The sequence below is a fragment of the Halobacillus sp. HZG1 genome (assembly GCF_035818575.1).
GTDB lineage: Bacteria > Bacillota > Bacilli > Bacillales > Halobacillaceae > Halobacillus > Halobacillus litoralis.
Genome location: NZ_JAYLVQ010000082.1, coordinates 1 through 26,063, shown reverse-complemented (window position 1 = coordinate 26,063; position 26,063 = coordinate 1). Strand labels below are relative to the sequence as shown.

Genomic DNA, 26,063 nt, shown 5'->3' with positions numbered 1-26,063 from the left:
AGTAATATTTTCTCACATTCAGAAATTATCTTGGATAACACATTTTAATATAAGATTCTTCTATGAAAATAGTGATTACATCTAAACTGTACAATAATGACCGACTTAAGTTCTAAATATCGGCTCTTGATCTAGTTTAGGCTCTTTCTGAGGACTCTTTTCTTGAATTTCTTTTCCAGCTAATTTTAAGTTCGTCATTCCAATCTTTAAGCCTTGATAAATCAGTACTTGAGAGGTATTTAGTAAATAACCCATGATTCTTGCCAGCAAACTCCCTCCCCGCCTTATCATTATCCGTACAAAACGTTATTTTCTTCAACTTATAGCCTTCCTTCCCCATCCTTTTAATTTCATCAATCATAGTCTGGCGCTTAAGCCCTGACATGGAAACTAGTCGAGTGTTCTGCAGCTTTTCCTTCTTAATACTCCAATAAGACAGCGCATCGATCGGGCTTTCAAAAAAGTGGATGGAATTGGGTTTACCTATATCCACCGAAAACCCTGCCGAACCATGGCTGTTCCTATCAATTCCTTTAAACATTCGCCCATCTTTCATAGTAGAAGTTCCTTGGCGATCTGATCCTACAATCTCTCCCTGGTGTTTCCACTTAAAGACCACATTCCCGAGCTTGTCCTGGGCAATTAAGTCTTTACTCTCTAGCCAGTTAATAATCTTAGGATGAATCTTCCTTTCATTCGTTAGATAATCTTTAGCCTTTGTCCTATCGTTCACTTCATAATGAGAAGGATATTGATAAGGCTCCTTAGGCTTTTGCTCTTGGATGTTGTCTTTTAATTTATAACCTTGTTCGTTCAGATCGAGGACAGCTTCCGGAAAGCTCATGCCATAAAACATTTTGGCAAAGTTAATGACTCCAGCTCCTTTTTCATCTCTGGAGTTCCAAGCATACATTTGGTCCTTAATCACTAGGCTGTCATTCACTTGATGTCGGTAGTACTTTCCCTCTCTTTTTAATGGCTCACCTTTACGTTCTAGATAGTCAATGAGATCGACGTTACGGGCAACCTCCACTTGATCCGCGCTTACATGTTTAGCCATGCAGCACTTCCTCCTCTCTAAAATTAGATATAAAAAAAGACAGGGAGAATACTCCCTGCCTAGCGTTCAACCTCTACTTCTTCTTTTTGCTTTTCCCTCTGCTGAAAAGTCTCCTTTTTCCCTTTTCCATTCTTCATTTCTGAAGTGGTGCTTTTATTTTCTTTCTCTTCATGGAACTCTCGGTCCAGCTTACTTTCAATTTGAGATAGCCGCTGCTCTCCACGCTCCGTTAAAGGCAGCTGTTTTAATTCTTGAAGAGATTCCTTTTTGATTTGGTACACCTCTTCTTTACTGTGAGTCTCCTGAAAAGCACGCATCTGATTTAAACGTTCTTGCCGGTCATTGTTTTCTTCTTTATCCAATTCTTTTCCGACTGTTGGTTCAATAAAGTTCATGAGCTCTTTTTTATAAGCATCCTTGAAGTCTTGATGAGAATACTCTTCTTCGGCATTTTCTTCTTTAACAAACGGCCCGCTATCCTTCTCAGCCTTACTCACTTGACTTCGGTACATATCCCGAAGCTTTTCTGAAGGTAGTATCGCTCTTTCTTGTTTGTCCTCTTCCATTTCATGTTTTTGTTCTTTAACACTCATACCTTTCTCCCCTTCCTTTTCTTGGCCCATGGATTCTTCTATGGTCGTAATAAATTCTTTAGCTGTTGACTGAACTTCTTGTAATAGGCTCTCATGGTCTTTAAATTCATGATCCTTGGTCCAGTGATGCAGATAATCTAACGAGTAGTCACTGGTATCAATATTGAAATATGAAGCAACCGTATAAGCTGTCATTTCCGCCTGAAATTCTTTCTCCGGTTTTGTGTATTCATTTATGTTTTCCTTTGTGTGAAGCTTGGCATGAGTCAGTTCATGTAACAGAGTTTTTGTATCTTGTCGCTCAGAGTTACGCGGATTAAGAGCGACTTCATCTCTGCCTGTGTAACTTACGCCTTTAGCTGCTCCTAACTCTTCATAAGGCTCTACAATTTGTATGTTGTTTTTATCGGCTATAGCCTCCATCCCTTGTCGAAGCTGAGTGTAGTTTTCAACCTTCCCATCGATCCATTTGTTAGGGAAGATTTGAGGCAGGTCTTTTTGAGTGGCTGTGGTCTGAGAAACATCAAACACACTCCCGGTAGAATAAACAAGACGGCCATCTCTTTTATCGAGTTGGCCGTCTTTGACTTGTTGCTTTTCTGTTTTCGTTGCATATTTCAAAGGTTTCCATTCGCCCTCTTCATCTTGGAACTGCTGGCCTAAACGATTGGGTACGAGAACCTTTAGACTTTTCTCTCCTTTGTTTACGGAGAACCCTTTGTCTTTCCAGAAGGCGTAAGAACCTACAGCTTCTGCTCCTGGAAACTGTGAATCAATTAATGCAGTATTCCGTGGAGAATACCGGTGGAACTTTCCCATAAAGTCTAGATACTCTTTCATTTGTTTAGGAGAATGAAAGTGCTTAGAAATACTTTCTTCCATCCCTTCTGTCAGTCGATTGATCTCTTCTTTGACCTTTTCCGGTGATTTCTGTTTATAGGATTGTTTAGTCTTCGCCATGATCTTCAGCTCCTTCACTGATGTTCATGAGTTCTTCCATTTCTTCCTCACCGTAATTGGGTTCTGTATTTAATATCAGTTCCTTTGTTTTCTTATGAAAAGGAATGAGTAGATTCTCTTGATTCACTAAATGTTGCTCAAGATCATCCATTTCCTCAGCACTTAACGTTAAGGTATATTCCTGCTGGCCCACGTCCACCACGAGCTCATTATTTTCACTTAAACGCTTAAACACACCTACTTCATAATCGCTATTAAATAAAAGCATATCCTCACTCCTTTGTTGAATAATTCCTCATTTATACCATTAGCTTGATGCTGGTTGAGTCTCTGTTGCGCTTATTCTCTTCTGACGCTGATGACTGATCCTTTCTTCCACCGCTTGTTTCGCATCCTTCATTGCTTGGCTTTCAAAGATTGGCGTGGTAACACAACTTTCTAAGTTCTGATCCATCGCAAAACCGTTCATTAATTCTAGAAGGACTTGTGTATTTTTATCGCTTCGATTGGCTGCTAACCGCAACCGTTTCATTTCTTCAGAAAACACTTCTTGAAAACGTTGAGCCATCAAACTCAGCGCATATTCTTGAGTATGATCCTTCGCATTCTGCGCTTCCCATTCCTTAATCATACGGTCTAAAGCTTCGCCAGGATAACGGATATGATGCTGTTCCTGATACTCTTTGATTACCGCTATCGTCTCTTCATGAAGTGTGACGTTTTGACGCCTTCTCATTCATGGATCCCTACCTTTCTCTTTCGATTTTTCGTTCTAATTTCTGATGATCCAAGTCATTGATAAACTGCTCATAGGTTTGTCCCATCGAACGTTGAATGCTTCTCAAGGAACGTTGCAATTGAACTCCTGAATGTCTGGACATGTAAGAGGCATTTGCGTGTGTCGTTTGTCTAGGATACTGTTGGTAATCGTATCGTTTCATTTCTTGTAAGAACGCATTTCCCATTCGTTTATAGAGATCATCCAGCTTGTTTTGTTTGTAATGTTGATAACGCTGCTTATCTTTCGGTCCATCCCCATAGGCTTGCTTAAATTCATTTACTTCCTTGTCCAATTTTTCATACAGCCGGTTCATATCTTTGGCGTGATACTTATCTAAATACTTTGTGGTTAATTCATCAATCTTTGGTCGAATAGGATTTAGCGTTTGATAGCCATAGTGCCACTGTCGCTTATCCTTAGGCAAGTGATTATACACGTCGAGAAACAAAGGTTTCATTTCTCTATTGCTCCATTTCATGCTGCTATTCTCTTTCTTTGCATTCACCATATGGTCACGGATTAACGAGTTTATTTGATTCCGTTCTTGTGTTCGATCTACCAATCCATTGACCACTTCACTTTTCATCGCGTCTAGCGTTTTTGGCTTTCGCTTTCCACGTTCACGAGTCGGGTTTGGTTCGACTGTAGCTACATGAATGTGAATGTTATCTGTATTATAGTGAATGGCCGCCGACCAAACAGCACTCTCTTGTAATCCCTCTTTTTTCATCATCGACTGCATGGATTTTCTTGTCACTTGCTTCAAAGCGTCTTCATCTAAGGTGTTTGTCTCTGAATCATAAACCCCTCGGTTTTGAAGCCAATCATTATTAAATGTAATAACATCTTGCCACATGATACTGTTCATCTTTTGAGCTTGTTCAAATAAAGATTTAATGCCCTGCTTTTCTTCCACCGATAAATGGTCCGACTGCTGAGTAAACAAAGTAGATGTTTTATCTGGATCGTCCATATAGTGATTATATAAACTAAACATGGACCGATGAGCATCCCCTTTTCCTTTGGCCTCTTCCCGATCCACATACTGGACATAATCTTGAAATCCTTTTTTATTCGCGGTCACGAATTTTGTTTTTAAAACCACTCCAGGCGTTACGGTTTTACTCATGCTTCTTTACCTGGTTCTTCAATCTGCAAGAGATCATTCATTTCTCGAATCGCTGTATAACAATGAGCCATAGTTTGAATGTTTCGATCGACTAATTGCTGGAGTCTTTGCTCACGATGGTTCTCTTCTCGAAAGACAGCTAACTGTTGCAATTGAGCATGTAAGAACTCTTGCCGACTTAACCCTTTTTCTTCTGCAAGTTCGTCAATTCGTTGAACGGTTTTCGGATCCATATAACGAATTCTTACTTCCATTAATATCACTCCTTTTGATAAAGTCCCTAAAACTAGTGAATAAAGAGAAGAGCATAAGGGGTTTTTGTTCCCACTTGGCGTGTGAAGCCCGGCAGAGCCGGGCAAAACGAGGGAACAAGAAAATCTCCAGATGTGCGGTCGCTGTGCGGCTAAAACAGGAACAATCATTCGTGTATTCACCTTGATGTGTGGCCCCTGCACAGGAGATGTGTGGTCCGTGTGTTGACCTTTTTCACAACCTACACCCCATTTAGTTCGAAATCATCTCCCGTTTCTCTTGCAACATCTCAACTTTTTCAACGATGGTTTGGATAGTTAGTTCATGTTCAGCTGCCTCTTGATTGATCTGATCATTTTCATTTTCTAGCTGATGAATTCTAGCCTCCGTTTGCGTTTTCTCTTCCTCTGTTTCGTAAAGAAGCTCTGACTCTAATTCAACGGTTTTCTGATCAATTTCTTTGATTCGTTCATTGATCGTTTGAATGCTTTCCTTCTTCTTTTTTATAGTTTCTTTAGCCTCTTCGATCTCTTCAGATACAGCAGCTACTTCATATTTCTGCTCCGTTAAAATAGTTAGTTTTTTGTCCATATCCACTTTTCGTTGATCTGTATAAATACGTGCCAGCTCTTTCTTTTCCTCACCCCCTTTCAAGGAATTTTGAGTACTCTCTTTCGTTAAAAGCGGATTGGTATTTTCCTTATTTACATCTAAGGCCATGACATCAAAGGAAGGACTTACCTGTTGGATACTAATGACATATCTACTTTCATCGCTGTACTCTACGTGCGTTGGAAGATCACGTTTTGGATGCTCTTTTTCCTGAGCCGTGAAGCTTAATTTTTCATCTAATAAAGTGGTTGATTTATTAAGGTTCAAGGTGACAACCATCAACTTTTTCGTTGGATTATAAACCCAGTCCTTTATGGTCAGTTCGCCTGATCCTTGTAAGTTCAAAGGTTCATTGACAGGTGTTTGTTGAACTTTACTCTGCTCTTCATCACCAAAGATAAAACCAGAAAACAGGAAAAAAAGAAGCGCCATGGCCATGACGCTTAATCCAGTAAGATATTTTTTTGAGGTCCCTTCGGTAATATGTTTCGTGTGTTTCTTCATGAATAGCCCTCCTATTCTACGTCTTGAAAATCTGTTATCTTCCACTGTCCTTCTTCCCTATGAACTTTTATATTTAGAAACACGGGAGACACCTGTTGTTGATCGCTCTGTAAAGAATAGAGCGTGTGTTTAAACTTAACTAATACGCTAGCTTTATTGTTTTTGAGATTACCTGTTTTGATGAATATTTCTACTTCACCCACCTCCGTTTTCCTGTCTCCTTTATAGTTAGCTGTAGGAAAGAAGGTTGCAGCTAAATCTTTGCTCATCACCTTGTGTGCTTCTTTTTTCCTTTCTTGGTAGGTCTCTTTATTCTGTTTAAAAGCAACCTCTATAAACACAGAAACCTGCTTCACTAAAGCGTCATATCTCGCTTGAATGTCAGCAGGTTCCTGTTTTTGTAATGTCATCTCTAATTCAGTGTTTTCTTCCATAACTTTTTCGGTTTTCACTTTTAATTGATGCAAGCTTTCCTGTAGATCATCACTCAATTCTGTACGTGCAGCATATATATTAACCGATGTGAGAACGATTAACAGAACGACAAACAGGACAAAAAGAACACGTCTATTCATCAACGTTCTCCTTTCTTAAAGTCCAAGATATGGGGCAGGATTCACATCAGAACGATACTGTTTTTTGGTCCGAACTTCGAAATGTAGATGGGGACCTGTAGAGTTTCCTGTCGAACCACACTTGCCTACTTTTGTTCCTTTTTGAATCATCTCCCCGTTTTGTACACTTATCGTATACAAATGAGCATAGTGACTAAAAAGTCCCTCTTCATGTTTCACAAGAACGTTATTTCCATATCCTGAGTTTTTTCTTACCACCTCAACCACTTGACCGTTATCTACGCTTTGAATAGGCGTTACGGCGTTAGTACAAGCAAAGTCTACACCTCTATGCATGTCCGGTGTTCCATCAAAAGGGTCTGAACGCATTCCGTAATCAGATGTCTGTGTGAGTGATCCTTCAATGGGCATAACCCAATCTCCCGTTGGTTGTAAATCTGCTTCAATAACACCGCCTTTAAGGTAACTTAAAACGGCCTCAACATAACCAATATCCCCATAACAAGCTCCTGTTTCTGCCGACTCAGGTCGAATGCAGGAATACATGCCTGTATGCTTCAATTCCTGGTACTTCATTCTTGAAAATTCTATCGCTAACTCTTTGCTGTATTCTCCATTGTTGTGTTCGTTTGCGTAATCAATGAACCCTCCACCGAAGTTATAAGCTTGGAGTGTTAGCTTAATATCTCCCCCTGCTTTCTCCAGCATTTCAGAGAAGTATCGGATCCCGACATTAATACTTCTTTCAGGATCCTCTATCGTGTTTGGAGGTAGACCGAGAGACTCACTTGCTTGCATCACATCATCAAGACGTCCACCAGATTCCTGCATAGTTTTGGCCAAGAGAAGTTCCACATACTTGGACACCCCATACTTTTCAGCATATTCTTCAAACAGAGGACGGTACTCTTCTAGTGCAGCTGAAACTTGTGCTGTTCCATTTACCACATCTACGGACCTCACATCCTCACTGGAGGAAGACTTTTGATAACCGATCAACCCTGTAATGACGGAAGCATACAAAAGCATTTGTAAAAGGAAAAGAGCTACCAGAATACCAATCAACCAAAGCCATACTTTCCGAGGGAATAACCCTAGGAGAAGGGACCAAGGCATCCTTATGCACCTCCTCCAAACAAGGCTAATTCTTCGTCCGATACCTCCACCTTGAAACGAATGTTTTCAACCGCACGGATGCTTAACATCGTCTCCCCTGTTTGTAGGTAAGGGATATCTTTTAATTCACTTTGGCTTAATTGCCCCATGAATATTTGCTGCATCATCTCTAAGTTGTTACTATCTTGCTGCATAATAATTTTGTATTGGGTCAGTTCAAAAAGCTTCTTGATTTCCTCTACCATACTCTGATCCGAACCCTCAGGAACAAAATCACGGATGGTGTGACTGGCATAGAGAAGAGCACCAAAATACTTCCTGGCCTCTCGGCTAAACTTTGTAAGAAAATCAAGAGCACTCTCACTTTTCTTCTTTGTATTAATGATGTGGTGAGCTTCATCCATCAAGATGAGATATCGTACAGCGTCTTCAAAAGCTAATTCTCCTCGATTATAAGCATCAAACTGAGGTGAACCGTTCGTTAGCATGGAGTCCCACAGGAGGTTGAGTACATTAAACAATTGCGCTTGGAAAACCTCTGCCCTCATTTGCGATAGGCCCCTAAGGGTAAAAGTAACGACCTGTTGCTCATCAAAGTGTTCAATGGTTGATACGCCATTAAAGAGATGCGCGTAAGTCTCTACAAGGTTACGTATGTTTAATTCGATGCTTTCCAGGCGTCGTTTCCTTTCCTGACTCAACTTCTCTTTTTGCTTCCCTTCCTTGATATTTTCATAGAGTTGTTCTTCGATAAAGGCAAGAAAATCGGTAAAGATAGGGTACTCATGGACAGAAAGTTCGGTTATATTTGATTTTGAATCATCGTTCCATAAGCCAAGCTTTTCATAGAGCTTTCTTAATAGATTTTCATATTCTTTCAATTCACTATCATTCGCTTCAGGTGCTAAGAATTTATAGAATGTTGTCAATTTGGATAAATGCTGAGTAAAGGACGTATATTCGTCCTCTGCCGTTCGATACACCTGCAAAGGATTGATGACCCCATCGGACCCATCGAGAGCAAGCTGCTTCCCACCTAAAGCTTCCGTTAACTCCACAAATTCTCCTGTGACATCAAACGTCCGGACCTTATATCCTTTAATCGCATTATCCAGCATGATTTTCTTAAGCGTAGTAGATTTTCCTGCCCCCATCGCTCCTACCATGACTCCGTTATAACTTTTACGCTGCTGATCTCTATGAAAAAGATCAAAGACGACGTTTCCTCCTGTGAGTGTCGTTCCATAGAATGTACCGTAAGGATCATTTAAGCTAGTAAAATGAAAAGGAAAGCCACCAGCTAACCCTAAGGCGGGTATCGGATGACCTTCCCTTTTGTTTCGATAAGTGGATTGTTCGGTATAATTCGTGAGTAGTGATTTCCATTCGAATTCCTGTTCGTTTAAGAAGATAGATCCTCGAAAATTCTCGTCCTGTAACGTCGATAAGACGACTTTCACTTTGTCTTCCAGCTCTTCTTTTGTTGGTGCACTTACATAATGCCTAAGGTGAACACGTTTAACGATCTCTCCTTCTTCAGACACCTGATTGTACAGCTGCCGCAAATCATCGTAGTTATTTTGCGCTTCTATGATTCCTGCATTATCTTTTTCATTAATCATTCTGGAACTCTGTTCAGCCATCCCTTTGTTCAAACCATCTCTAACTTTGTAACGATCGTCAGAGACAATATCCATCGTAGTAATGACATTCTCCATATTGAAAATAGGCTCTAACCAAAAATCTGAAACATTTTTAGGGAAGGAATAGACATGGACACAAACTTCATAACCGTCTCCTTTCCGGGTGAAGGTTTCGTGAAATTTAATTCCTCCTTGCGGTTGAATATGGGCCAGTAAGAAAGGGTTAAATCCTTTTTCTTGTGTTTCTTCGGCATCACTTTTCTTCTTTAAAAATGAGAACATTCCTTAACCCCTCTTTTCTAATTTAGAATTTTGATTGTTTAGCTTATAGAGCAAGTCAAGCTTCTTTTCATCGGTTAACTCAATGACCGGAGCGACTCGTCCAAGATAACGCCGGCAATTGTTTCTATACTCAGCAAGCTGTTTAAGGCTAGTCGCGTATATATATAAATAAAATTCTCTATTCGTCCGGTAGGTCTCTAAAAAATGCAGCTCCTCTCTTTTTCTAATTAAAAAGCGCTCATACAGAGGCGCTTTGTTTTGAGCAATCTTGTAATTAATCGCATCTAGTTGTTTTTTCATATTAACCGGAAAATTCATAGATACGATCTTGATATCCGGCGCATATGATTGAAAGAACTTAGCCATCTTCATGATGTCGTACTCGGTTTCCTGGGTAGATGGAGAATAAATATCTTTACTCTGAAGTTGCATCACGTCCATATAGCCCGTGTCTCCTTTTAATTGAAAGGATCCTTCTTCGGTCATGTCCTGAATGGGAAGAATCTCAGCTATAGATGGAATTGCCACCTCTCTCTTTTTCTTTTTAGCGTTCGACCTTTGCTGCTTCTTGTTTTTCTCAGTAGTTTTTCGTTCATCAAAAAGAGCCATTTTTTCGGAACTGTCTTCTTTAAAGAAAGGTTGGTCTTTCTTATTCTTCTTCATTTAAAGTCCTCCCTCATTTTTCTTTCCTGCTACTTCATGAATCAGGTCAAAAATTACGCCGACCGTTTCATGCTCCCATCCAGACAACCACCGAATCTTCCATGCTTCTATTTTTGTTAAGTCTCGTCCAAGCTGTGCCACAAGAAGTGCCTTAAACCTTTGAAACGTATATCCTTCATCTTTTAACTCTTCATATTTGATCACTATTCCTACCATCCTCCCTTTCTTTTTTATCGATGGCACAATAAGCAATTCGGTCCCTTGTGACAGCTAAGAACAACGCTTTTGCCATACGCAGCTTTGGATTCGTTTTGGGTCGGATTAACCAACCAACCATCAATAAGATCCAAAAGATTGCATACCACCAGACGAATGAAGAATGAACGACATACCGAAATGTAAAGCCTATGCCGCCGAGGATGAGGACCACAAGTAAGTCTGTAAGGTAAAATAGACGATTGATCTTCAACTCACTTCCAATTTCGGATGGAATCTTATATTGCAATAAAAACACTCCTTCATAACAAAACGCGGACCAAGTTAAGACTCATGCCCGCGTTTCTTAATTTTATTTATCCAGTTCTCCGTAGTGTTTCGAGATAAGTTATACGTCCGTTTTGCACTTTGAACCTTAGGATTATTAGTAAGTCGCTCACCCAACCGATCTTTCATATATCCTCCTACAGTTCGCTGCTCTGTTCTATATTGATTAGGCATAGGAATATCATCTGGACTTTTTGGAGCTTTTACGTCTGGTGTTTCTAATTTTGCGCTTGCAGCTATTTGGTTTGTCTTTTCCTTAGGTTCATTATCGTTTGCATCTAAACGTGCGCTTCCTGTTTCACTACTACCTATATCTTTCTCTTGTTTTTTATCTTTCTGAGGTTGAGTATATATAGGTTGCTCATTGCTTTGGTTCGATGACGGTACGTCCAATCCTCCTGGGGAATCTTCTTTTGTAGTGTTCATAGAGGACTCTTTCTGAGAAGAAGGATGAGACTGACCCTGAGTTTCATAGCTGGATGAACGATTTCCTGCCTCCGGACTTCTAACTTCTTTTCCTCCCAACGAACCCTTTTGCCCTTCCTGATTGAATCTCATTGGACTTGGCTCTTGTTTTTTTCTATTTCCTTGACTTCTATTTCCTTCAGTTGATGATGAATCACTTTTTCCTTTTGTCTTAGATTCCCTCTCATCTTTGCGTCCATAGATACCAGCGACCGCACCAGCTGTCCCGGCACCTGTATTCATCAAGGCTGATACACCACCACTTGTAATAGCTCCTGCAGCTTTCTTCACGGGAGGTCCGAGTGTTTTAGAAGCTAGGTAACCACCCATCGCCACATGCCAGGCATTTTTCAATCCAGCATCAATTCCAAAGAGTTTTTGCACGATATTAGGACCATCAATGACAGCCAAACTTCCTGCAATTAAAGCAATCAGATACCCTAGTCCTTCAAGATTATTATTTATAAAAGTTGTGTAATACATATACACACGAAGACTTAAGAAAATCATGATAAGCGAAGCAAAAATGCTTCCAATATTCTTAATGATCGCTTTCAATCGCTGGCCCGTGGATATATCAGAATACGCCATAATTAGCGCCACGATATGATTAAAGCCAAGCTCAAAACAGAGCTTGGCTACTTTAATCGATATTAATATCATGGTAAAAGCCATAACGGAAAGAGTTACGATGGCAGTAAACCAATCCACATGCCACCTGTAATAATTTTCTGGAAGGAAATCAAACAGACCACTTTTTCCTAACTCAACAAGCCCTTCTTCACCATTTGATTCCAACCCTACTTTGTTCATTACAAGCTTTTGTCCTTTATTTGATAGGCTATCGCCATTAGATTTTTCAAAACTATCGTCAATCGTTTCATTAATGGATATTTTATCAATTGAGTCTGGGCTTATATGATGTTGTTCTTCTACATCTGGATCTGTCCAGTCTGTTTCTTCATAAATGACTATGTCTGTAATATGGTCTCCCATTACTCGATCGGAGGTGGTAAAAGAATCTGTTTGTACTTTCGCTACGTCCATTGCATCTCCAGTAAAGTCATTAATTTTCCCCATTCCAAAAGACAACAGAGAAATCGTCATGATCGATATAAATAGGTTCATTGGAATGTCAGATCGATTCTTTTCTTTATTAAAGATTAATCGAAAGCCGATCATTCCCAATGAAATGGCCAGCATGATATAGAGAACAGGCTGGATGGTTTCGAGAAAGTTAGTCACGGGATCGCTCGAAAAGAAATCCGTTAAGGTTAAGACCTGATCAACCATTCCTTCCAGACCATCAACAATCATTTTCAAGAATAATATCGTTCCCCACCCTACGATCCTTAACCCAGATGTAAAGATATTATTCGTTGATAAGACTTCGGAAAACCTTAACAATATCTCTAACAGTTCTTCATCGGACACTCCATCACCACCTTTATTATTTTTCCCTTTTTCATCCCTGCTCTACTGGTGTTTCCTGTTCTTCAATTAACTTATCTATTTGTTTGCGAATGTGACTATACACTTGTCGGTTAATTTCTTGGTGATCGCCTAAAAGCTTTAAGTTATAAAGAAAAGCTTCCATAGGTTCATCATTCATTTCCTCCTCACTGTGTTCTAAATGAGGAGCAATTTGTTGGTGGATCAGGGAGAATGTGCTTTTATCAAAGAACTCACCGACTTTTTCCTTCCTCCACCATTCCATAGGTTGTTCTGAATCACTGAATGGTCCATTTTGTGAGTGATTTTCCATATCCTCTACCGCCTCGTCTGTCTGTGCTTTATTAGAATAGCCAGTTTGAAAATCAATAACTAAGTCTGCTGGAAGAACATGGCGGTGTGGGGTAGAAATCTCTTCTTCCGTAATTGATCTACCTGGACGGAATTCTGAACTAAGATACGTGTGAGCATATTTCATACTGTACTTTCCTGTATTATAAATAGGAAAGGCACGAATCTTTCTTCCTTTCTTATCACGACGTAATAGCACACGTCGCACTACCGTATCTCCTTCCTCCAATTCCTGCAGTTCATTGGCCGTTAGAAGGTCTCTTCCTTCCGTACTTTCCGTTTTCGACTTATCCAGGGAAAAGGTAGATCCAGACCGTGTTTGAGTATTTAACGTTTGCTTTCCTAACTTGGAAGAAAAATAGGAAGCAGAATCATAGTCAGCACTCAATATATAAATTTCATTTCCACAGTTACCACGAATGGTGGCTTGCCCATCTTCTCCATACAGATCTTTTAATTGAGCATAGGATTGAACAACTAAGTGAAAGCGAATGTTTCTTCCCAAACATACCGTGATTTTATTATCCATATCTGCTATTGCAGGCATATTCCCGAACTCATCTAACATAAAGACCACTTCTCGTAAGCATTTTTGTCCTTTGGCAATGGCTGCATTTTTTGATAACACATAATACAATTGGCTAACGAAAATAGACGGTATAGCATGAGTAGACGTATCATAATCGGGTGTAACCATAAACACAGCAATAGGCTTATTGGAGTTAATAATTTCTTTTACTTCCATAGTGCTACTAGCAGAAATATAAGAAAAAGAAACCTTGCCCGTTTCCTTCTCTACTTTGTCAATCCGAATCGTCGAGCTATCCTTTTGAACTTCTTTAACTTTTGAAGATCCAGGAGCCAAGTCTTGAGAAATAACTAAATGATCTCCGACCTCTAATGAGGTTTTAAAGTTAATGGTCCATGTCCCACTCTCTCCTGATTGATTGATTTCAGTGGTTCCATCCGGAAATGAAATCATTACTTTGGAAAAAGGGCGACCTCGCCCCTTAATACTTTGACCGAAGCCCACTCTTTTTAAATCTAAAGAGTTTTTTGCTGTCATTTTAGCTGTTTCACTCATAGTGAATTTCGTCAATCCATTCATCGCTGTCGTAAAAATGCTTGATCGAGTATTCCCTTTGGAAAAATTACTCGTTGCATATTGACCTTTCGCCACATGGGATTGGGGTAGTTCTTGGAAGAATTGATCCAATGCATTGTATTCTTGGCCATCTTCATCCATTTCATTTCTAGTCCCTAACTCTGAGAGCATGTTGGCGACCGTGTACATCGTAATTTTCTCTTCCATCCCTTCGGTTATGCTTTTCTCTGTAACCGCAAGGATCATAGCATTCACAAGTGATTTAGCTGAATCATCCCACATAGGTTCTTTAGCATTCGGATTGTGGTAAAGCATATGAGTAATGGTTTCGCAAAGCGTTTGAGCTGTAGAATAATCCCCATCCTTATAAGATTGTTTAACCAACTCTAGCAAATTGAAGCTCATGCTTTGCATGGGATTCATTAAGTTTAAGACCTCAACCTCATAACCTCTTCTCTCCAGCGTCTCCCGGCTAGAAGCAAATAACTCGCCTTTAGGGTCATTGATGACTAAAGAGGGCTGATATTCAGCACGAGAGTAGGCATCTATGGTTGGAATAACATAGGTTTGGCCCTTACCACTCCTTGTCGTACCAATAATTAGATTATTGACAGGTGACGGATCAATAAAAGCTTTGTCCCCTTTTCTAGATAACACAGGGCCTCCTTTACCTTTATATGGTTGTTTTCGATCAGGAATGGCCCTGTACTGTTGTTGAATTTCTTTTCTCGTTGCAAATCTCTGGGAACCTTTTTCGTCCGTGCCTACGGGTTTAAAGTTACTTCTAAGTTTGTAAATCATGTTGGCTATACCGACTAAGCCGATTAAGGCCGCTATTCCATAGTAGAGAGGTTGTTCTTGCATATGAAAATCTGTCAAAAATGAAGCTTTAATTTCTATTGGTTTACTGAATTCTGGGAAAGTCTTTAAGGTCGACCACATGGCATATCCCAAATTCCATACGAAAGTACTGACCAGCATCGTGGATATAAAAAAACAGATGCTTAGGAGAATAAGCACCTGTTTTTTAGCAATGACTGATTTCAAATGAATCACCCTCTTATATATTGTTCTTTCGGCCCTCCAGCTCATCTTGTTGTTCCTTAAGCGAATCGATTTTAGATTGATTTTGATCTTCCGACTTTTTCTCTGTTTCTATTTGGCTGTTTATCTTCGTCAACTGTTCCACAATTTCTTGATACTCATTAATCTTTTTATTCAGTTCATCATTTTTCGCTTCACTGGCCATCTTTTTTGCATCTTCCAATTGACCAAGCCTCAAATAAGCGATCCCCTTTTGTTTATACAGTTCAGGAGACATCGCCATATCTTGAATATCCACCGCCTGTTTGTATTCCCCATTATGAAAGGCTATTTTAAATTCACCCAAAGGACTTGGATAAGCTTCTTGAAAGGAAATCAATTCTTCCAGACCATGAACTTTCATGACTTGCTCAGCCAGTGAAGAAGAGTTTTTCTTGCCCACATATTGCAAAGCTTGATCATACTTTTTAAGTTCCACCAGAAAATGAAGCAATGTTTTGCGCTCCGATTCCGTTAAGGTTTCCATTCCTTGTAACTGATCAACAGCTTTTTTCTGCTGACCTGTCCAATAACCTTCATAAGCCGTTTTTACATTCTCCGTTTTTTCCAGCTCTTGTGTTGTGGCTCTTAGATCTTTGCCTTGATTGCTTAGAAGTATAAAAAGAGTGATGGATGTAACTATGGCTACCACTAATGTGGTACTGATCATACTCACAAAAAATTTGCCACGCTTACCAAGTTGCTTCCAACTCGATTTTTGTCCTTCCTTTTCTTTCAATACTCCTGTCATATCAATTTGATAAGATGCTGGTGTATTAGAAGTTAATTGTTGAAGAAAGACATCCCTTTTTGTTTCTTCATTTTTATTTTGCATGGGTAACTCTAAAAGCTTTTGACAAACATGGTCATAAATATTTGATTTTCCTTCTGCTCCCATTTCATATGAGCCGTTGTACAGCTTGTCTCCTTCTTCATTAAATATCATGAAATCTAGCAGAATTGGCTTGGCATTTTTCTTCTTTAATTTAGCATCCAATTTTGCTGTTAGAACGACAATTTCCTGGAAGGAATAAGGGTGAAAGCTCGAAATTTCACCATCCATTTTTGATGTGAATAATACCCTCATGAACCTACACTCCTTTAAAAGATCACCTGACTGTCAATGTATTCAGCGATAGCTGTAGCTCCCATTAGAACGACAAGTCCAACGGCACCACCAATGAACCACACGATAGAGCTTTGGCGACCTCTAACTCCACCCCATATAAGATGGTAGGCTCCTATACCAAAAGCAATGGCAGCCGAGATAATACCCAAAAGCTGCATGGCGGTTAAAATTGATGCCCCAGTAGATTGTAAATTACTAATGGCAGCAAGCATGGAATGATCCGCAAAGTACTTCATTAATATCTCCCCTTATTAAATATTTTTATTGTTGTTTTCTTCATCCACCCCTTTGTAATGGAGCAATGACTTCATAACGACATCTTGGTTTTGTTGAATGTAGTCTTGGTGCTTTTCATGAAGCCAATCATTGTAAGAAATGTCTTGGATGGTTAGCAGTGTTTGAACTAAGTCTTTTGATTGCTTAAGTTCACGATTAGTAACGCCCATTTACCTTCACCCCCTTTCAAGGTTTTTATCCATAAAAAAAAGAAGCGATCTATTAAGGATCACTTCCATTAGGATGATGTTTCGTTGATGAATTTTTGTATGGCTTTATCCCTATCTTCAAGGGTTTTGTATTTCTGTGTTTTTAAGGAGATACGATCCTGTAATTTTCCATCCTGATAATAACTTAGAGATTGGAACAGTTCACTACCTTCCAAACCTATATCATTCAGATCCATATCCCCATCAAGAATCTTTTGATTCTGAGCATTAATTTCTTTCACATTAATTTCTTCAATATTTTCTTCCACTACCTTGATATATTCATCTCTTTTTTCTTCCTCAGACGCATCAGTTACTAAAATATAAACATTGTCACTGTCTTGCAGAGTTTCTTTCATGTCACCTGGTGATAATGACTCGACTTGACCTGTGGCTCCTTGAGATCCGCAACCAACTAGGATTAAAACTATAACAAATCCAGCCAAACCACCGACCCAACGCTTTGCCATCAGATCAATCTCCTCTCAAGTGATTTGTATAACGATTCTAACACCTACTAAAATATAAATCCACATTATGGAAGATAGATCTTTATTATTGATGATTGTTTATGGCGAGATACAATCAACCCTATGTAGAATGATTATTTTTCTACAATGCACATCGTTTCTAGCCTATACGAAGAACTTTATGTATCTAGGATAAACTACATAATGCTTCATCAGTTTATACCTCACTTTATATAAGTAATCCATAATAGATACAACGCTTACCCGGTCACAAGATGCGTTTCACGTAACACGCACCAAACGGTCATCGACTGTTAGGAAAGTTTTATGACCTTTCAATTTCCTAACATAGATATATAGTTTTCAATGTTCAATGTGTGCTATTTAAGCACGTGTTAAAATCGTTATATTTACTTGACAGGTTTCAGCTCACTCATAGGATTTTTGCGTTTAGCAATGGTTCTGAATTGATCATCTTTTACGGTTCGAATTAAATAATAGATACTGGCCAGCTTTTCAGTAGTACCATGACGATCAACCGCCCAAATACCACGCACATCATATCTTTTTCCTTCAAAGGTTTTTACATTGTCAGCTTGTGAAGCAATGTCATAATAAGCAAAGTGCTTTTTATTTGATTTCACCTTTTCTTACCTCCCAATTATGGTTCTCCCGCCACACTAAGATTCGATTGTTCTAATAAAACGTCAATAGCTGAGCGTTTCCCTTCCCGAATAGAAGCTATATCTTCTTCAGAAATGTTATATCGATCATCAATAGAATCAAGAATGTTCTCTCTCGATCTTTTTAGCTTTATCGATAACTCAATGGTTCGAGCTGTATCTTCGATGCTAGGTTTTTTATTTATATGATGCTTTTCTTGTTCTTCACGATTTTTAAACCATTCCGGTAATACCTCCTGACTTTGTGATTGTTTGGAATACGGAGCTTTATTAGCCTGCTTGTTCTTATATTCAATTTCTTCAGCATCCGCCTGTTCTACTGTTCGTATCCCTTTATTTATCCAGGATTGAAGGATGCTCTTAACGTAGCCCCATGTCGGTTTATTTCGGTCCAAGGAACGCTTCATAGCCTCCACAATTAATGGATCCCCAAGGTCTTCAACCCATTTCACTATTTCTTCTGAGATTTGAGGACGTATAATCCCAAAGTTGTTTTGGTAAAATTGAATGCTGTCACAATCCAATCGTTCAGAAGTTGTTGTAGTAATGAATTCTTTTACATTCTTAACTTCTTTAAGTTCTCTGCCATTCTTGTATGTGTCTTTCTGCTGTCTCTCTGGTGACGAGGAGTTGTCGTCTTGCTGTTTTTCTGCTGTTGTTTTGTTGTCGTATTCTTCATCGTTAGATTGATAAATCCCCCAGTTTTCAACGGTTATTACACTATATTTGTTGGTGGTATTTATACTAATGACACTGTCTTCCTGAAGTATTTTTATATAGTCACGAACGGTGGATTCATTCATACTTAATTCAGAAGCAGCTTTTTTACGGCCAAATATAAATTGTCCAGGTTTAAGAGTAACCTTTTGCCTCCCTACTCTCGATTCTGTACTTTTATGGCTTGCCTTCGTCAGACAATAAATGAACACTTTTAACAACTTCTCATTTTCAAAAATTTCACTATGAAGAATTTTACGATGCAGCTTTAACCACCCCTGCACAACCTCACCTCCTAATTTAATAATCTCTTACAATATAGAGTTTGGTGATGATCCTTCCAAAGCTTTAGCCAATTGATTTCATATCTTTCACAAACAGTAGCTAAATACAGGGTAGAGAAATGAATAACACCAGTCATAATTTCAGCTGATTTCCGTATGTCATGAATCTTAATAGAGTGCTTATCGTGTAATTTTGCAGTTAAATTTACATTAGCTAATACATTAATAGCCTTCTGTAGTTCTTCCTCTAATAGAAGTTGTAAGAGAAAATTATCCTCTTCTACTTCCGGTCCCTCTAAGCGAGAGATCCCCCACCCAACATATTCATTAACAGCTTCAAGTGCTAACCAAGGATTGTTATACTTCTCAATAAAATATTTAGTGGATACAGGAGGAATCTTCCGTTCTCCCCCTTCCTGTTTAGAGATATACTCTCTTGACTGAAACATATCTACAGCTAACTGTTGCTGGGTTTTATTTTTGTTTTTTCTTAAATCCTTCATTAACTGCGCTGATTTGCTTTTATTAATAGTTTCCCCCTCCTTACTTATGGATTTGTACCATTGATTGCTTTCTCAGAGGTATATACTAGATTCATAGAGTCAAACAACACCAAAGTTTCTTTCCGGAGCAATATCATCAGATACATCAACATGATTTCTAATCCATGTAATGACTAAATCCTTAGGGTAAAGTGTCCGGCCACCTACATGAACTTTTGGAAAGTCCTTGCGCTTTAATACGTGAGCATCAAGAGATTGTACACTGACATTAAACACACGCTCAGCTAATTTTGTTCGATCAAGTAAATAGGGTAATTCCATTTCTTTCTGAACATCTTCTTGTGCTTTTTTAGCAATATCATAAAAAATATCATAAACCTTGTTATTAAAATCAGATTCGGGTTGCAGTTTAGCTTCAAACATCTACAACATCTCCTTATAAGTTTTTTGTTCCTTTAAGGAACATTGATTTTCAAAAAAATTTGTCCACTTGAACTCTAGAGCAAAAGCTATGTCCTTCGCTGTTTCTACTGTAGGATTTTTAACTCCTGATTCAATATGGGTATAATAGCTTCTCGATATGTTTGATTTAATAGCTGTTTGTTGTTGAGTTAAATCCTTCTGAAGTCGAATCTCTTTTAACCACATCCTCAATTTATTCACCTCCTAAAGTTCCTTTAAGGAACATCTTACAATGTATTATAAGTTCCTTTAGGTAACATTGTCAACAATATCCATATAATTTTTTTACACTTTTAGGAACTTTTCTTTAAGTTACTTTGAGAAACATTTATAATGGATACATAACACACTTTAATCTAGTGAAAAGCATGGTGGTATAAACATGAATTTTTCAAACAGGCTGAAAAGATGCCGACAAATAAAAAAAGAGGAAAATCCAAATTGGACCCAAGATTATATTGCAAGGCAAATCGGCGTAGCTCGAACAACTTACACAGCATACGAGAGAGGTACCAAAATTCCTACTTTAGATACTGTGAACAAGATCGCTGACCTTTTTGATGTATCCACCGATTACCTTTTAGGCCGATCAGATATTTCAGATTATCAAGTGGATAAAAGCAATGAATTTGATTCCATAAAAGAAGTAAATAAATTGATGGACCAATACGGAATCGAAGATGCAGCTTTTTTTGATTTGGAAAAGTGGAAATCAATGAGTCCAGAGCAAATAAGGGAATTGGAAAGTTACTTTCAATATTTAGTGAAAAAATCTAAAGAACTCGAAGAAAAAGAAAATAAATAAAAAGCAGGGAACTTCATTTATAGGAAGTCCCTGCTTTTTTGTTTAATCTGGATAGAGTGTCCAATTTTACATTTTTCATCCTAAAGAAAAGCATGGGTTATAATAAATGTAAGAAAAAAGATAACCCAACCTATGAACGAATAACATTTACCCTGCCGCAACCACCAGGAGTGCCAAATCTACCGTCCCAATTATTTTTAGTGAGACCTGAGCTGGCATAGAGGAAAGAAGTAGGAACCGTTCTATTGCGAAAAACAATTGCACGACCTTTTCTTTAATAAATATAGTATATTTGGATAAAAGACCCATTCAAAGAAGAGGGCAAATCATAAGAAGAGGTGTTTGAATTGAAAAGAAAATGGAACTACATCGTGGTGGTTCTGCTGACCATCTTTATAGTCGGCTGCAGTGAAAATGCAGAAGATACGTCCACCGGAAATAAAACAGCAGATGTACAAGAGAAAACCACAGCACAGGCGGATGAAAATAAGGAAGAAGAGGGACAACAAGAAGAGCAAGAAGAAGCCGCCCCGGCAGTTGCTGATGAACCAGAAGTGGAAGAAACGAAACCCAATACGAATGAAGACCTCTTCTCGGGCTACGACCGAATAGAGGTGGATGGTGGCGACCAGAACGGAGATCGAGAAGCGAATGTTGTCGTGGATATTGGATTTGGGGACCGGGAATACTGGGCTTTCACCAATAAGCACGGTCAGTTGGTGAGAGTTGTGGCGGAGGAAATCATCCTGCAGGACGACGATACAGAGCCGGTCGTCTCATCCGGAAGATACTTCTGGGACGAAGCTCAAGTGCCTGGGGTCGAGAGTGACCAGTTAGATCAAGGACATGTCATTGCGGACTCTCTCGGAGGCGTCTCCAATGCTTATAACATTACGCCTCAGGAAAGTACGCTGAATCGCCACGGGGATCAAGCCTACATGGAAGATGCCATCCGGGACGCCGGGGGCGCTACTGATTTTGAAGCCATTATCACATATCCTGATACGAACACACAGATTCCTTCCCATTATGAATATACTTATACGATACAAGGCAATGAGGTTGTCGATACCTTCGATAATCTCAATCCGGATGACGTCAATGAATCACTTGGACTCACCGGAGACGACTCCTCCGATTCATCCGATTCTAATGGTTCCATCGGGTCCACTGAAGAAGGGGATGTTTCTAGCGTTGATGCAAATGGTAATGGTCAGGTGACGATCCAGGAAGCAAAAGATGCTGGTTTCAGTATGCCGATTACCAGCGACCACTGGTTGTATCAATACATGCAGGATAGAGATGGAGATGGGATGGTGGGGGAATAAGTTCCTCGCTTCTCCCGCATAACACTGCGGTTCGAACCGGCTCCCTCATAACCGAGGCTTTCGTTTTTTTTAGACTCTGCTAAAGTTTAGTGTTAATACGACTACAAATAAAAGGAACTTCCAATTTTATGGGAGTTCCTTTTTTAATATTTGATTTATTCAACTAAAGCCCCCGTTTCCGTAAGACTTGATTTCGAGATATTTTATGTAATTTACTAACTTTCCCACCTTACTTGAATCAGGCAGATGGTCATCCTTATCAAAAATTTAAAGAGATAATGCTCCTATTAATACAATAATTACAGCTAGGAATAATAAATATACTGCGCGAGCTTTCTTTTTATTTTGAAACTCTGAAATGCTGTAAATTAAAAGTATGGTTCCAATAAAAAACTGAGTATAAGATAGGATTTGTTTGTTATCGGTTGTAAAACTAAAAACTATTAAGGATAATGCAATGATGGCTGATACAATCCTAATCACTTTCAATTAAAGCCCCTCTATCCTCTTTCCATAATAAGTATTCTTCAACGTTAGCACATAAGGCAATTGTCCAAGTAACGCCCCCAATTTATGAAGACTCAATATCAAGATAGCACCGAGGATTTTTTCTTTTTTCTAGAGTGTATGTACTTTTGAGTGATCATTCCTGCATTAAAAACCGATACAATCATAATGAAATAGAAGAGTATCCGGTTGAACAAGAATTTTTCCTCACCAGTAAACTCAACATATGAAAATGAATGAATTACAAAACAGATGGCAGCTAATAGGATCAAGACAAACTGCCCTTTCAAAGACTTAACCATAATTAATAATCGCTCCTCATTGTTTTCAGGATTTGCCACCGTTTCCGTAAGACTTAATTTCGAGATATTTAAGATGATTAGAAGCTCTTCATATGATTCAATACTTTTAGGTGAAAACAAGGTTCAAATAATCTCCATGACCTCTTATAAGTTCAACCTCATTTTCAGATGAAATCCAAAAAAAATGAAAAGTTAGCCCTTCTTCTTCTCCCCCGCCTGTTGGTTTGTAGCCCCATTCATCTGCAACATTTGAGACAGTTATTTTATAAAAGTATCTGTTATGTATAGCACCGTCATCATTCTCCCATAAATCTTCAGCAAGTAGTTGTTCCACATGAAAGTCCGTTAATCCTGTTTCTTCTTCCATTTCTCTTACAACTGCATGTTGGGTGGGTTCTCCAGGCTGTACCGTCCCCTTTGGTATTTGTATCCCTGCCTCAGCAATAGGATGTTGAAATACTAATACCTGTGTCTTACCTTCTTTTTGTCTTGTTACATATCCATATGTTTTTTTAATAGGTGTCACTTTCATCTCTCCTCCCAAGAACTACTAAAACAGTTGCTTTATTGAAAAAGTGAACGTCTATATTGAACAAACGCCCCCGTTACTGGAAGACTCGAAACTGAGATATGTTACGTACAATCTTCGTAATGTTCAACTCTGCAGAACTATATTACTAGCCTTAAGACTGTATTTTTTAAACATTTTTGATAGGTTAAAACGTCCTGAAATTTATATTGACACCTCCTTATAAAAAAGCTATAAATATATTAAGCAAATACTAATCAACTATGAATGGAGGCAAGCGGAGTGTACAGGCTCACTCGGTCTATTAATGGTTCAATTGAGGTGCTAAAAGATTCACTAACAGAACAAGTTAGATTGTTTCAAGATTTTCACGATGCGATGATTTTAAGAGACAAATTAAACGTTAATCTATTAGTTGAACAAACACCGTGGTCGATTGAAAAGTTGTCCCCCTTTAATGAAAAAACTCAGCAAGATTCATCTTTGCAAAAATCAAATTAAGCTATTCTGTTAAAGGAGTAGTAGATATGTCTAACATAGATTGTATAAATAACCAGATTGAAGCCCTAAGATTAAAAATGTTTGAAGCCCACGCAAACTCTGTCGATTACCTCGAACTAGTTGAAATTTCACAAGAGTTAGATGATCTTATGAATCAATTCGACGAGCTAAACAAACTAAGTATTTAACTAGGTCTCATCGTTATGAGGCCTTTTTTAGTGCGCATTATGTGTCTTATCTACAGTAAAGCCCCCGATAACTGAAAATTTGATTTCGAGATATTGGAGCAAATATTCACTAATATTCCCTTAGATTGGACTTTTATTACTTGAAAATAGTGTCATCAATCTTCTTTTCAAAATCCTTGGTTTCTTTCTCAGACATTATAAAGGAAGATATAAATATATATCCTAAAACGGAAGACACCACTCCCCATATCACCATATCAATAAAGTCTTTAGTTTCATTTATAAAAAACAAGCAAAAAAATATTATCGCTCCTATTGTTAAACTTATAGTACCTTTTATCATCGTTTTGCTCATATCCCCATACCCCCCATTAGGAAATTTAATGACATTATTTCGTTAAACTGCGCATTAGTACAATAAGCCACTATGCAGCTATCGCCCCAGTTAGTTTAAGACTCAGCTTCAAGATATTCTAAGAAAGAAGCATTTATTTATACCTCAACGCACAACGGCACCGTTCAATTCCAGGATACTTTTCTCCTAAACTTGTTAATTCTTTATAGAAATTCACAGCATCACTATCGGTTTCAGCCAATACAGTTTCGAGGTATCAAATGCTGACTCACTATACTCCCATAGTGTCTTCTTGCTTCATGAAGTAGCCTACACAAAATATAAACACCCCGGCAAGAAATGTACTCACACCTATTATCAATACAATGTAAACGAAAAGTATCCCTTCATCTAACATCAGATGAAATAACAAGAAAGATAGGGCAAATGAAATGATAGGGATCATTGCACCATAATATATTCTCTTTTTCTTAGTTTTTAATACCATTGCAAGAAGAACAGACGAGAATAATAAAGCAAACACCAAAGTTATCGTAAAGAAGATCAAGTAAAACATGAGCACACACCTATTATATATTCTTGAAAAGTTACTTTTAGCTTACCATAACTTGTTAATCAATAAGAAGATAGTCAAAGTAATAAACTGCATAATTGTATGTAAAAAAGACGACTATCCTATTTGAATAATCGCCCCCGTTAGTTGAAGACTTGAAATTGAAATATATTTCATTAAGTCGCACTTATCTAAAGCACGTATTAGGTACATCTTTATCGGTTTATAAACCATATCATTAAAGATAAGATGCCTACTACAAACCAGACTGTTATTGCTAAAATACTTCTTCTTTTTCTATTCGTGATAAACTTGGAAGCAGAGAAGTCAGTTAATCCTCCTATAAGAAAGAGTACAATTATAATTATCCAATCAGCCATCGCAATAGTCTCCCCTACCAAATTCTTACCTGAAAACCATATTATCTTATTTAACGTAATATTTTTGTTAGATCAATAAGCTATAGCTTCATTGCAGCTATGCCCCCGTTTCTATAAGACTTGATTCTGAGATATATTGAAGCAGATTTTCAATTAACGTATTCGTTACTTTAATTACCCATATATTCACAATTAAAATAAATGTTGTATTAGTTCTTTCATCCCTTCGTAAATTGCAATTCCTACTACTACTCCAAATAACAACTTTACAAAGTTCATAGTTTTCTTTTCCACCATGAATTCCCCTTCCACCTAGCTACGATATAACAATTCAATCTGATTTATATATTAGGATTATTTTCCTTCAACAAATCCTGGTCCGTTAGTTAAAAAAGATAAATACAGCTATGTTTATGGGCTAATGGCGAGCACTCTACAGAGCAATTGACTCGATACTTTAAGACTCGAATTCATGCTAAATAGAACGTCTTACCATTCACTTAATAAAGGGTGACCTTTTTTAATAGTACTCTTCCAGTGTTTTTTTAAAAAAGGTACAATCCATATTAAGGATAAAGAAATCAGAATAAGTCCTCCGACAATAACAATTACGGGCGATGGAAAAGGTTCAGAAGAACTATTCCCATCTAGAAAATATCTGTAATAAATATCTCTTACACTGACTAGAAAGTTAAAAGAGATATGTATTAATA

General features: G+C 38.3%; 30 protein-coding genes and 1 pseudogene. 3 read left to right on the top strand and 28 right to left on the bottom strand.

Translation table 11 applies throughout. The features are described 5' to 3' along the window. Positions 1-136: 136 nt before the first annotated feature. The 24 genes from VKA52_RS17390 to VKA52_RS17275 form a co-directional block, all read right to left on the bottom strand. Complete coding sequence (locus VKA52_RS17390; RefSeq protein ID WP_326316600.1) at positions 137-1,060, bottom strand: toprim domain-containing protein; 924 nt, start codon at positions 1,058-1,060, stop codon at positions 137-139. Positions 1,061-1,119: 59 nt separating this feature from the next. Then, on the bottom strand, positions 1,120-2,613 hold the full coding sequence (locus VKA52_RS17385) for an ImmA/IrrE family metallo-endopeptidase (protein ID WP_326316599.1): 1,494 nt from the start codon (positions 2,611-2,613) through the stop codon (positions 1,120-1,122). Beyond that, the gene (locus VKA52_RS17380) at positions 2,600-2,881 is read right to left on the bottom strand and encodes a hypothetical protein (protein ID WP_326316598.1); all 282 of its coding nucleotides are present in this window, start codon (positions 2,879-2,881) and stop codon (positions 2,600-2,602) included. Before VKA52_RS17380 ends, VKA52_RS17385 begins: the two co-directional genes overlap by 14 nt. A 39-nt stretch (positions 2,882-2,920) precedes the next feature. Continuing rightward, complete coding sequence (locus VKA52_RS17375; RefSeq protein WP_326316597.1) at positions 2,921-3,349, bottom strand: hypothetical protein; 429 nt, start codon at positions 3,347-3,349, stop codon at positions 2,921-2,923. Between the two features lie 10 nt (positions 3,350-3,359). Continuing rightward, on the bottom strand, positions 3,360-4,523 hold the full coding sequence (gene mobP2, locus VKA52_RS17370; RefSeq protein ID WP_326316596.1) for a MobP2 family relaxase: 1,164 nt from the start codon (positions 4,521-4,523) through the stop codon (positions 3,360-3,362). After that, a complete protein-coding gene (locus VKA52_RS17365) occupies positions 4,520-4,777 on the bottom strand; it encodes a hypothetical protein (protein ID WP_326316595.1) in 258 nt (85 codons plus the stop codon). Before VKA52_RS17365 ends, mobP2 begins: the two co-directional genes overlap by 4 nt. 250 nt (positions 4,778-5,027) lie before the next feature. Continuing rightward, positions 5,028-5,891 (bottom strand): hypothetical protein, encoded by an 864-nt coding sequence (locus VKA52_RS17360; RefSeq protein ID WP_326316594.1) that lies wholly within the window; start codon positions 5,889-5,891, stop codon positions 5,028-5,030. Positions 5,892-5,902: 11 nt separating this feature from the next. Beyond that, positions 5,903-6,466: a hypothetical protein gene (locus VKA52_RS17355; protein ID WP_326316593.1), complete on the bottom strand. Its 564-nt coding sequence runs from the start codon at positions 6,464-6,466 to the stop codon at positions 5,903-5,905. Positions 6,467-6,481: 15 nt separating this feature from the next. Further along, positions 6,482-7,582, bottom strand: a complete 1,101-nt coding sequence (locus VKA52_RS17350; protein ID WP_326316592.1) for a lysozyme family protein — start codon at positions 7,580-7,582, stop codon at positions 6,482-6,484. 2 nt (positions 7,583-7,584) lie between these two features. Further along, positions 7,585-9,507: a VirB4 family type IV secretion system protein gene (locus VKA52_RS17345; protein WP_326316591.1), complete on the bottom strand. Its 1,923-nt coding sequence runs from the start codon at positions 9,505-9,507 to the stop codon at positions 7,585-7,587. A 3-nt stretch (positions 9,508-9,510) separates the two neighbouring features. Further along, positions 9,511-10,170 (bottom strand): hypothetical protein, encoded by a 660-nt coding sequence (locus VKA52_RS17340; RefSeq protein WP_326316590.1) that lies wholly within the window; start codon positions 10,168-10,170, stop codon positions 9,511-9,513. Beyond that, positions 10,171-10,374, bottom strand: a complete 204-nt coding sequence (locus VKA52_RS17335; RefSeq protein WP_326316589.1) for a hypothetical protein — start codon at positions 10,372-10,374, stop codon at positions 10,171-10,173. Continuing rightward, positions 10,361-10,684, bottom strand: coding sequence for a DUF5592 family protein (locus tag VKA52_RS17330; RefSeq protein ID WP_241655963.1), 324 nt, complete (start codon positions 10,682-10,684; stop codon positions 10,361-10,363). The genes VKA52_RS17335 and VKA52_RS17330 overlap by 14 nt, the downstream gene beginning before the upstream one ends. Before the next feature lie 26 nt (positions 10,685-10,710). Beyond that, positions 10,711-12,612 carry a pLS20_p028 family conjugation system transmembrane protein gene (locus VKA52_RS17325; RefSeq protein ID WP_326316588.1) on the bottom strand — a complete coding sequence of 634 codons (1,902 nt, stop codon included), beginning with the start codon at positions 12,610-12,612 and terminating at the stop codon, positions 10,711-10,713. Positions 12,613-12,643: 31 nt separating this feature from the next. After that, entirely contained in the window at positions 12,644-15,133 is a 2,490-nt protein-coding gene (locus tag VKA52_RS17320; RefSeq protein ID WP_442788859.1) for a VirD4-like conjugal transfer protein, CD1115 family, read from the bottom strand. 13 nt (positions 15,134-15,146) lie between these two features. Further along, a complete protein-coding gene (locus VKA52_RS17315; RefSeq protein ID WP_326316586.1) occupies positions 15,147-16,256 on the bottom strand; it encodes a hypothetical protein in 1,110 nt (369 codons plus the stop codon). A gap of 14 nt (positions 16,257-16,270) precedes the next feature. Beyond that, positions 16,271-16,534, bottom strand: coding sequence for a hypothetical protein (locus VKA52_RS17310; protein ID WP_035541924.1), 264 nt, complete (start codon positions 16,532-16,534; stop codon positions 16,271-16,273). Between the two features lie 15 nt (positions 16,535-16,549). Then, entirely contained in the window at positions 16,550-16,744 is a 195-nt protein-coding gene (locus VKA52_RS17305) for a hypothetical protein (RefSeq protein ID WP_115895028.1), read from the bottom strand. Between the two features lie 68 nt (positions 16,745-16,812). Then, positions 16,813-17,253: a hypothetical protein gene (locus tag VKA52_RS17300; protein WP_160841182.1), complete on the bottom strand. Its 441-nt coding sequence runs from the start codon at positions 17,251-17,253 to the stop codon at positions 16,813-16,815. A 410-nt stretch (positions 17,254-17,663) separates the two neighbouring features. After that, a complete protein-coding gene (locus VKA52_RS17295; RefSeq protein ID WP_115895029.1) occupies positions 17,664-17,897 on the bottom strand; it encodes a hypothetical protein in 234 nt (77 codons plus the stop codon). 17 nt (positions 17,898-17,914) lie between these two features. Continuing rightward, a complete protein-coding gene (locus VKA52_RS17290) occupies positions 17,915-18,937 on the bottom strand; it encodes a DnaD domain-containing protein (RefSeq protein WP_115895030.1) in 1,023 nt (340 codons plus the stop codon). 11 nt (positions 18,938-18,948) lie between these two features. Further along, positions 18,949-19,440, bottom strand: a complete 492-nt coding sequence (locus tag VKA52_RS17285) for a helix-turn-helix transcriptional regulator (RefSeq protein ID WP_326316585.1) — start codon at positions 19,438-19,440, stop codon at positions 18,949-18,951. A 99-nt stretch (positions 19,441-19,539) separates the two neighbouring features. Further along, complete coding sequence (locus VKA52_RS17280; RefSeq protein WP_008590613.1) at positions 19,540-19,863, bottom strand: hypothetical protein; 324 nt, start codon at positions 19,861-19,863, stop codon at positions 19,540-19,542. Beyond that, positions 19,864-20,094: a helix-turn-helix transcriptional regulator gene (locus tag VKA52_RS17275; protein ID WP_035546713.1), complete on the bottom strand. Its 231-nt coding sequence runs from the start codon at positions 20,092-20,094 to the stop codon at positions 19,864-19,866. Between the two features lie 190 nt (positions 20,095-20,284). Between VKA52_RS17275 and VKA52_RS17270 the strand changes: the two genes are divergently transcribed. After that, complete coding sequence (locus VKA52_RS17270) at positions 20,285-20,707, top strand: helix-turn-helix domain-containing protein (RefSeq protein ID WP_115895032.1); 423 nt, start codon at positions 20,285-20,287, stop codon at positions 20,705-20,707. Positions 20,708-21,054: 347 nt separating this feature from the next. Then, positions 21,055-22,035: a DNA/RNA non-specific endonuclease gene (locus tag VKA52_RS17265; RefSeq protein WP_326316584.1), complete on the top strand. Its 981-nt coding sequence runs from the start codon at positions 21,055-21,057 to the stop codon at positions 22,033-22,035. Between the two features lie 915 nt (positions 22,036-22,950). On the opposite strand, the gene VKA52_RS17260 is transcribed toward VKA52_RS17265, so the two are convergent. Further along, the gene (locus tag VKA52_RS17260; protein WP_326316583.1) at positions 22,951-23,376 is read right to left on the bottom strand and encodes an NUDIX hydrolase; all 426 of its coding nucleotides are present in this window, start codon (positions 23,374-23,376) and stop codon (positions 22,951-22,953) included. 524 nt (positions 23,377-23,900) lie between these two features. Between VKA52_RS17260 and VKA52_RS17255 the strand changes: the two genes are divergently transcribed. Next, complete coding sequence (locus VKA52_RS17255; protein WP_326316582.1) at positions 23,901-24,062, top strand: aspartyl-phosphate phosphatase Spo0E family protein; 162 nt, start codon at positions 23,901-23,903, stop codon at positions 24,060-24,062. Positions 24,063-24,198: 136 nt separating this feature from the next. On the opposite strand, the gene VKA52_RS17250 is transcribed toward VKA52_RS17255, so the two are convergent. From VKA52_RS17250 to VKA52_RS17240, 3 genes and pseudogenes are all read right to left on the bottom strand, one after another. After that, positions 24,199-24,417, bottom strand: coding sequence for a hypothetical protein (locus tag VKA52_RS17250; RefSeq protein ID WP_326316581.1), 219 nt, complete (start codon positions 24,415-24,417; stop codon positions 24,199-24,201). 133 nt (positions 24,418-24,550) lie between these two features. Next, positions 24,551-24,664, bottom strand: a pseudogene (locus tag VKA52_RS17245) (GNAT family N-acetyltransferase); the annotation flags it as partial. Positions 24,665-25,839: 1,175 nt separating this feature from the next. Further along, on the bottom strand, positions 25,840-26,063 hold a 224-nt coding region (locus VKA52_RS17240; protein WP_326316580.1), incomplete at its 5' end, for a hypothetical protein.

Coding starts and splice junctions, on each gene's coding strand:
- VKA52_RS17380 (WP_326316598.1), bottom strand. CDS start 2,881: ATGCTTTTATTTAATAGCGATTATGAAGTAGGTGTGTTTAAGCGTTTA.
- VKA52_RS17270 (WP_115895032.1), top strand. CDS start 20,285: ATGAATTTTTCAAACAGGCTGAAAAGATGCCGACAAATAAAAAAAGAG.
- VKA52_RS17360 (WP_326316594.1), bottom strand. CDS start 5,891: ATGAAGAAACACACGAAACATATTACCGAAGGGACCTCAAAAAAATAT.
- VKA52_RS17375 (WP_326316597.1), bottom strand. CDS start 3,349: ATGAGAAGGCGTCAAAACGTCACACTTCATGAAGAGACGATAGCGGTA.
- VKA52_RS17340 (WP_326316590.1), bottom strand. CDS start 10,170: ATGAAGAAGAATAAGAAAGACCAACCTTTCTTTAAAGAAGACAGTTCC.
- VKA52_RS17355 (WP_326316593.1), bottom strand. CDS start 6,466: ATGAATAGACGTGTTCTTTTTGTCCTGTTTGTCGTTCTGTTAATCGTT.
- VKA52_RS17315 (WP_326316586.1), bottom strand. CDS start 16,256: ATGAGGGTATTATTCACATCAAAAATGGATGGTGAAATTTCGAGCTTT.
- VKA52_RS17305 (WP_115895028.1), bottom strand. CDS start 16,744: ATGGGCGTTACTAATCGTGAACTTAAGCAATCAAAAGACTTAGTTCAA.
- VKA52_RS17255 (WP_326316582.1), top strand. CDS start 23,901: ATGTCTAACATAGATTGTATAAATAACCAGATTGAAGCCCTAAGATTA.
- VKA52_RS17385 (WP_326316599.1), bottom strand. CDS start 2,613: ATGGCGAAGACTAAACAATCCTATAAACAGAAATCACCGGAAAAGGTC.
- VKA52_RS17390 (WP_326316600.1), bottom strand. CDS start 1,060: ATGGCTAAACATGTAAGCGCGGATCAAGTGGAGGTTGCCCGTAACGTC.
- VKA52_RS17345 (WP_326316591.1), bottom strand. CDS start 9,507: ATGTTCTCATTTTTAAAGAAGAAAAGTGATGCCGAAGAAACACAAGAA.
- VKA52_RS17310 (WP_035541924.1), bottom strand. CDS start 16,534: ATGAAGTACTTTGCGGATCATTCCATGCTTGCTGCCATTAGTAATTTA.
- VKA52_RS17250 (WP_326316581.1), bottom strand. CDS start 24,417: ATGAGCAAAACGATGATAAAAGGTACTATAAGTTTAACAATAGGAGCG.
- mobP2 (WP_326316596.1), bottom strand. CDS start 4,523: ATGAGTAAAACCGTAACGCCTGGAGTGGTTTTAAAAACAAAATTCGTG.
- VKA52_RS17260 (WP_326316583.1), bottom strand. CDS start 23,376: ATGAAAGTGACACCTATTAAAAAAACATATGGATATGTAACAAGACAA.
- VKA52_RS17280 (WP_008590613.1), bottom strand. CDS start 19,863: ATGTTTGAAGCTAAACTGCAACCCGAATCTGATTTTAATAACAAGGTT.
- VKA52_RS17350 (WP_326316592.1), bottom strand. CDS start 7,582: ATGCCTTGGTCCCTTCTCCTAGGGTTATTCCCTCGGAAAGTATGGCTT.
- VKA52_RS17285 (WP_326316585.1), bottom strand. CDS start 19,440: ATGAAGGATTTAAGAAAAAACAAAAATAAAACCCAGCAACAGTTAGCT.
- VKA52_RS17365 (WP_326316595.1), bottom strand. CDS start 4,777: ATGGAAGTAAGAATTCGTTATATGGATCCGAAAACCGTTCAACGAATT.
- VKA52_RS17300 (WP_160841182.1), bottom strand. CDS start 17,253: ATGGCAAAGCGTTGGGTCGGTGGTTTGGCTGGATTTGTTATAGTTTTA.